Annotated in this window: 8 protein-coding genes and 2 pseudogenes; 1 reads left to right on the top strand and 9 read right to left on the bottom strand. The window is 63.1% G+C overall.

All coding sequences use genetic code 11. The annotated features are described in order from the left end of the window. On the bottom strand, nucleotides 1-225 hold a 225-nt coding region (locus tag QOI01_RS24220), incomplete at its 3' end, for an SDR family NAD(P)-dependent oxidoreductase (RefSeq protein WP_526385481.1). 312 nt (nucleotides 226-537) lie between these two features. On the opposite strand from QOI01_RS24220, the pseudogene QOI01_RS24225 reads away from it, so the two are divergent. After that, a pseudogene (locus tag QOI01_RS24225) lies at nucleotides 538-789 on the top strand (DoxX family protein); the annotation flags it as partial. A gap of 821 nt (nucleotides 790-1,610) precedes the next feature. Here QOI01_RS24225 and QOI01_RS24230 read toward each other — a convergent pair. From QOI01_RS24230 to QOI01_RS24265, 8 genes and pseudogenes are all read right to left on the bottom strand, one after another. Beyond that, nucleotides 1,611-1,994: a DUF732 domain-containing protein gene (locus QOI01_RS24230; protein ID WP_526385483.1), complete on the bottom strand. Its 384-nt coding sequence runs from the start codon at nucleotides 1,992-1,994 to the stop codon at nucleotides 1,611-1,613. Nucleotides 1,995-2,005: 11 nt separating this feature from the next. Then, the gene (locus QOI01_RS24235) at nucleotides 2,006-2,392 is read right to left on the bottom strand and encodes a hypothetical protein (RefSeq protein ID WP_526385485.1); all 387 of its coding nucleotides are present in this window, start codon (nucleotides 2,390-2,392) and stop codon (nucleotides 2,006-2,008) included. Nucleotides 2,393-2,402: 10 nt separating this feature from the next. Then, nucleotides 2,403-2,870 (bottom strand): hypothetical protein, encoded by a 468-nt coding sequence (locus QOI01_RS24240; RefSeq protein ID WP_526385487.1) that lies wholly within the window; start codon nucleotides 2,868-2,870, stop codon nucleotides 2,403-2,405. A gap of 59 nt (nucleotides 2,871-2,929) precedes the next feature. Continuing rightward, a complete protein-coding gene (locus tag QOI01_RS24245; protein ID WP_526385489.1) occupies nucleotides 2,930-3,370 on the bottom strand; it encodes a hypothetical protein in 441 nt (146 codons plus the stop codon). A 62-nt stretch (nucleotides 3,371-3,432) separates the two neighbouring features. Beyond that, nucleotides 3,433-3,942, bottom strand: coding sequence for a hypothetical protein (locus tag QOI01_RS24250; RefSeq protein ID WP_526385491.1), 510 nt, complete (start codon nucleotides 3,940-3,942; stop codon nucleotides 3,433-3,435). 30 nt (nucleotides 3,943-3,972) lie between these two features. Then, nucleotides 3,973-4,581 (bottom strand): hypothetical protein, encoded by a 609-nt coding sequence (locus QOI01_RS24255; RefSeq protein ID WP_526385493.1) that lies wholly within the window; start codon nucleotides 4,579-4,581, stop codon nucleotides 3,973-3,975. 29 nt (nucleotides 4,582-4,610) lie between these two features. Beyond that, nucleotides 4,611-5,315, bottom strand: a complete 705-nt coding sequence (locus tag QOI01_RS24260; protein WP_526385495.1) for a hypothetical protein — start codon at nucleotides 5,313-5,315, stop codon at nucleotides 4,611-4,613. Between the two features lie 55 nt (nucleotides 5,316-5,370). Next, nucleotides 5,371-5,593, bottom strand: a pseudogene (locus QOI01_RS24265) (MlaD family protein); the annotation flags it as partial.

Genomic DNA, 5,593 nt, shown 5'->3' on the forward strand with positions numbered 1-5,593 from the left:
GCCGAAGCGCTCGACCGCAGCAGCTACTGCGGCGGCCACCTGGTCTTCGACGCCCACGTCGGCAGCCACGAAGTCGGCGGCATGGCCGCTCGCGCGCAGCGAATCGACCACGGCCCGCCCACGGCCTTCATTGCGACCGACGCCCACAATGGTGGCGCCATCTGCGGCCAGCCGCCGGGCGATGGCCTCGCCCATCGCCTGCGTCGCGCCCCGTGACCAGCGCAATCTTGCCGTCCAGATCGCGCATCAGGACGAAGTCCAAATCCGGCTCCAAAACGTTTTCGGCGAACTGGCTGCCGATCGGGCAATGGTCGAGCACACCTGCGAAGGATCCGCGGACAGGGCGCTGGGTTGGCGTCAGCGGTTCGCCTCGCCCGGGAAACGACGGCACGATTCCACACTCTATGTCCGAGCCACGATGTCGTCAACATGATTGTTGACACCCACACGGGCCAAGCCCTACGTTGACGTCACTGGTCATCGATGGGAGTTCGACATGCGCAGTGCAGTCATCGTGGACGTCGTCCGCACCGCCGCCGGCACAACGGCTTCTTCATCGTCAAGGACGGCTGGGAATACAACCTGGTGCTGGCGGGTGGGGCGGTCGCAGTCGCGGCCACCGGCGCGGGCCGCTACAGCCTGGACTACGCCTTGCTTCGCGACAGTCCACTGTTTGCATTCACCCATGGCATGTGGGGCTTGCTGATCGCGGTCGTGCTCGGATTGGCAGGCGGCATCGGTCAACTCGCGATCTTCTACCGTCCTCCGGCGCCGATGCCACCGGGCTGACCAGACCCCGATGCAAGGCTAAGCGGGGGGACCCGACAGTGGGCCCTGCGGCTGTTGATCCGTTGCGGCAGCGGCTTGTTCGTTCGAGTTCGCGACCACTTGGGGAGGCGTCGCGGTCGCCGGTGCCGTTGGGTCAGCGGCCTGTTCGTTCGGATTCGGGATCACTTGGGGAGGCGGCGCGGTCGCGGGTGCCTCCGGCGCCGGCACGTCCGACGGAGGTGCCTCCGGTGCCACGGCGGGTGCGTCCGTTGCACCGGCGAGCGATGTAGGCAAGTCGACCGCCTGCTGCCGATACGTCGGCCGGCTTTGTCCTGCTTGCTGATCGAGGTCGTTCAACGTCCTTTGCAGCACCGCGAACGACTGCGGGTCGATGTGCACGGCCGGCACATCGCCGGCTCGCTCTTCGGGGCGCCCCGAGCTCAACACCCCCCCTGTGTCCGCCGTCCGCGGACTGGTGCCGGCTATCTGATCTGTTAGCCCATCCGCGGGAGGGGGGGAAGTCGCTACGCCGGCGAGCACCCAGGTGCCGACCAGATAGGCGACCGCGGTGGCACCACATGCCTGAGTCAGACTCATGCGGGCAGCGCGTTCCCACAACGACTCGTGGACGACGAGCATGTCGGCGACGTCAGGGATTTGTGGCGCCCGGCTAGTGGGTTGCAGCCGCTGGCGCAGTTTGGCGAAGATCAAGCGTGCGCGCAACGCTTCGGCGGTGCCTGCTCGTTCGTGCGCACCGTGAGTCTTCCGTTTCAGACGATGGTGAATTCGCTTCTGCTGGTGGCGTTCTGCGGGGGCCAGCGCATGTGCTGGCACATGCCCCCTCATGCGCCGACTCGCCCACCGTACTGCGGGCAGTATTCATTGACGGATAGGACGAGGAAGCGGTGCGCCATATCGGGGTCGACGTTCAAGTAACGCTTGATGCGATCCGCTACTTGATCGGGATCCCTGTTGTAGAAACCGACGTAATAACATGCGGACCGAGCCGTGCTGATCAGGTTCTGGGAAGCCTGTATGAAACCGAGCGCATGGGTGTCGCGTACGAAGCTGGCATCGTCTGCGTGTGCGACGGGTGATCCCAACAGCGTAAGCGTCACTGCCGTCATGGCGCAGCCCATCTTCAGCGCATACATTCGCATTCGGATTCCCTTCTGTATGGGAGGGCGCCTTTTGGGAGAGCTCACGCCGTCCAGGGTGAAGTCCACGCTGGCTCCGTTCAATTCGGACACAGGTAGATGAACGCCAGTTGCGTAACGGCGGCCGGTAGAAGTGTCGCCTCCTGGCCGACGAACCCGCTGGCGCGTTGTTGACAGGCATATCGACCGTCCACCATCAGCTCGCCGTCGCTGCGGAAGGCGATGTCGTTGTGGCTGAGCGTAAGCACGGTGCGCACCTGTTGGAGGTACTGAACCTCGGCCGGCGTCAACGGGGTCAAAGGATCGGCCTGCGCCGGCTGTGCGCCGGCCACGTTCATGGCGATTGCCAGTACCAACCCGGCCAATAGCCACTTTGGGGTGCTCAACTCCGTCTCCTCTTCGAAAGCCCATGTCAACGAAATAGCTTGGCCGACAATCTGATTTGGCACTTTGATGATCCCCAGCACCAAATATTCGTCACGGCGGGGCTAGCCAGGTCCGGGTCGGCGTGACGAAGAACATGAACGGACCGTGCGAGCAGAAGGTGCTCGAATCGGCCATGGTCGCGCATCTGGTCCCGTTGTACTCGATGTAGCTATGCGGGGGCAGATCCCGCTGCGCCCGTCCCGGGGGAAACTGAACTGCTAGTGCCGGGTCATAGCGGGGTTCGATCTGTCCGGTGATCCAACCGATGTTGTTCGTTCCCGGCGGCGCACCACGAATGTCACCCGTACAGCCGAAGCTTCCCCGGTCCCAAATGCCGCAGTTGAGTCCAAGGGGGGTCGAAAACCACACGCCGCCAACAGTGTCGGTGAAGTAGTCGTCGTAGCGCACCAGGTCGTAATACCTCAGGATGAGCTTGGCGTCCGGGAAGGGACTGGGCGGAGGACCGCCAGCTGGCTCCGCGTGCGCCGCGGGCGAGGCGAGGAGTACGAGTCCGATCACGCACGCGGGCGTCGCAAGCGCGCGCCCAACGCGTCTGACTGCGTGACCAAGCCGGCCGGTCACGGCAGGTTTCCCGGCGATGATTCGTTCTCCGAGGTGTGCGGCACGTTGCCGTAGCACGTCGCATTTCCAACATCGAGGATGCTCTCGCAGAGCACGTTGGCGCCTTCGGAGATGCGCACTGTCACGAAATGGCCCTGTAGCACCCGCCCGACCGTTGCAGCCGTGCGAAAGTTCGGTCGCCAGTCGGCCCGCAGTTCGGCACCGTCTGCAGTTGGGCTCTTGGCGTTCACGACGGGCACGGTCAGCGTCCACGGCAGCGGGACGTCTTCGATCAAGTGTTTACCCGAGGTGTCGCGATACTCGACACCAGCCAATTGGCCGACCGAATCGGAGAAGATGTCATACGTCACGGTGTCTTCGGCGCGCGCCACCGGCGTATGCACCAAGCCCGTAATGCCGACCACGACCGAGACCGTCACCGACAAAGTTCGATTCACGTGGCTCCCTTTCTGATGGGCGAATGAGAAATATGACGGCGTCGAACGAGACCGCAGAGTGCCTAGGCGGCCAGCACGACGGTCGTCAAAATCATGTCCTTGGACGTGTTGTGCACCGCGCTCACGCCGTAATCGGTGTAGGAGCAGTCCGGGATCGCTAGATAGCCCTGCAACAACAGCGCCTTGATCGAGTTGGCGTCGGTTGCCCCGGCGCCGATCAAGATTGCTGCCTTGCTGCCGCCGTAGCCGAGGTCTTTCAGTCGCGGTAACGCGTCGGCCTCCGGTACGACCCGCGCGTCGTGATTGAGCCACTTGTCGTTGGATGCATTGACTTCCGCGGCCGTCTTCTCGACCAGCGGATTGGATCGCAGCGGTCCACACGCCGCTCCGCGTGCAGCCATTAGGGCGGCCCGCAGAGTGTCGCTGGAATCCGCCATCGCCGAGGGCGCCATGGAGACAGTTGCGGTCGTGAATGCCAGCACGGCGACGAACATCCCGCGCTGGAATCGGCGACGCGCTGTGGCGTGGCTCTGTCCACCCCGATGGCCTGGCACGCGGGGTCGCAGAGTCATCGTGTTCCTTCGAATTCGCACGGACATCTCCTATTCGCACACATGCGCGCGGTGGATGTCCTGGCCCCAACGCTTCGCCTTCTGCACCGACGGTCCGGTGAACCAATCCGGTTGATGCGCCAAGATCCCGTTGTTGACGTTGGAGAGCTGCTCCCACAGCTTGTAGAAGGCCTCGCCCTTGTAGATGGGAAAGTAGCTGTCGCCGTACGGGCTCTGGGATTGGGTCAGCGACTGGGCGCGCGGTCCGAGAAAGTCGACGGCCTGACTGACGTTTCCGGTGACGATGTCGACCTGCTGCTGAACATTGCCTTGGGAGTAGTCGTAGTCGCCCGAGAGACTGATCCGGTTGAATTGGAGTCTGTCGATCTGAGCGCTCAGGGTGGCGTATTGGGCGTTGTACCACTGACACATCTCACGCATTGCCGTGATGTCGGCGCCGGTGACGTCGTTGCGCGTTTGATCGTAGGGAAAGGGGAACTTTGGCGCCCAGGCCGACGGTGTTGGCGTGATTACTGGCAAGGGCCGCATCAGTTCGCTGTCGCTGGGCGGGTCGGGAAGGGCGGGCGAAACATCAGGATCGGCACCTGAGGGTGGGCCCGTCAGTATTGCGATTGCCGACAAGAGCACTGCGCTGCCCACGGCAGCGGCACCGCGTCTAATTCTGTGTCTCATTTCGGACCCAACGCAGAACCGATCCCGCCGACGTCGGTGATCTGCCAGTTGTTGTTGCTGTCGATCGTGGTGCTGTAAGTGGCCGTGGACTGCAGCGCCTCTGGCGCCTGCACTGTCTTCGTCTGAACGCTCACGAAACTGTCGACGACGTAGATGCCACCCGTGTTCGACCTGACCTTGGCTACCAGCGGCTGCGCAGTCGAACTCCATTGCAGCGGGACCAGGACTTGTTCCATGGAGGCGCCGGCGTCGGAGAGCTTCTTGCTGAGCTCCGGGCTGGTTCCCGCGACGAGTTTGACGTGCCAGCTCTGAAGATCCTTGAAGTCCATCGTCGCGGCGTTCACCGCATAGTCGAGAGCGACCTTCTCCGCATGCGCAGCGTTGGTCGCTTGAAGGGCCTGCGCGTCCAGTTGGTGGCGCGCGTTTATGTACAGCCAACCCAACGCGGCGACCCCGGCCACCAGTGCCACGATCACCGCACCAACCACCAAACCACGCACACTCACCGAGACCGATCTCTGTCGGCTGGTCAACTTCACGCTCTCAGGCGTGTCGACATCCCCTGCGTCGGACCGATCATCCGCCGCCGGCGCGGTTGGTTCCGTTTCAGAAGCCGCGGCGGTTGGCTCCGGCTCGGAGGCCGCGGCAGCAACGTCGGGCTCACGCGTCTTGATCTGCGTTTCGGTCCCATTGTTGGTCATTGTGTAACCTTTCTCGAATTACGTCCCTGACGAGCACGGCATTGCCGCTCGGAGGTCATGGCACGACACGCAGAGTAATGGTCCCGTCCGCGGGCACTTGGTTCAGGAAATTGTCCAGGATCTGACCGCTGTCGAAATTCATCAGAACTGCAGCAATCGCATTGAGCTTTGGTTGAAACGCCTCGCCCAATACCTTGAGGTCGCCGCCACGATCATCCACGAGACCCTGAATCCGCGCGACCAGATTGTTCAGATTCATGATGGAATTGGGATTGTCG

It is taken from the genome of Mycobacterium sp. (genome assembly GCF_032162605.1).
Taxonomy (GTDB): domain Bacteria; phylum Actinomycetota; class Actinomycetes; order Mycobacteriales; family Mycobacteriaceae; genus Mycobacterium.

Coding starts and splice junctions, on each gene's coding strand:
- QOI01_RS24250 (WP_526385491.1), bottom strand. CDS start 3,942: ATGACTCTGCGACCCCGCGTGCCAGGCCATCGGGGTGGACAGAGCCAC.
- QOI01_RS24260 (WP_526385495.1), bottom strand. CDS start 5,315: ATGACCAACAATGGGACCGAAACGCAGATCAAGACGCGTGAGCCCGAC.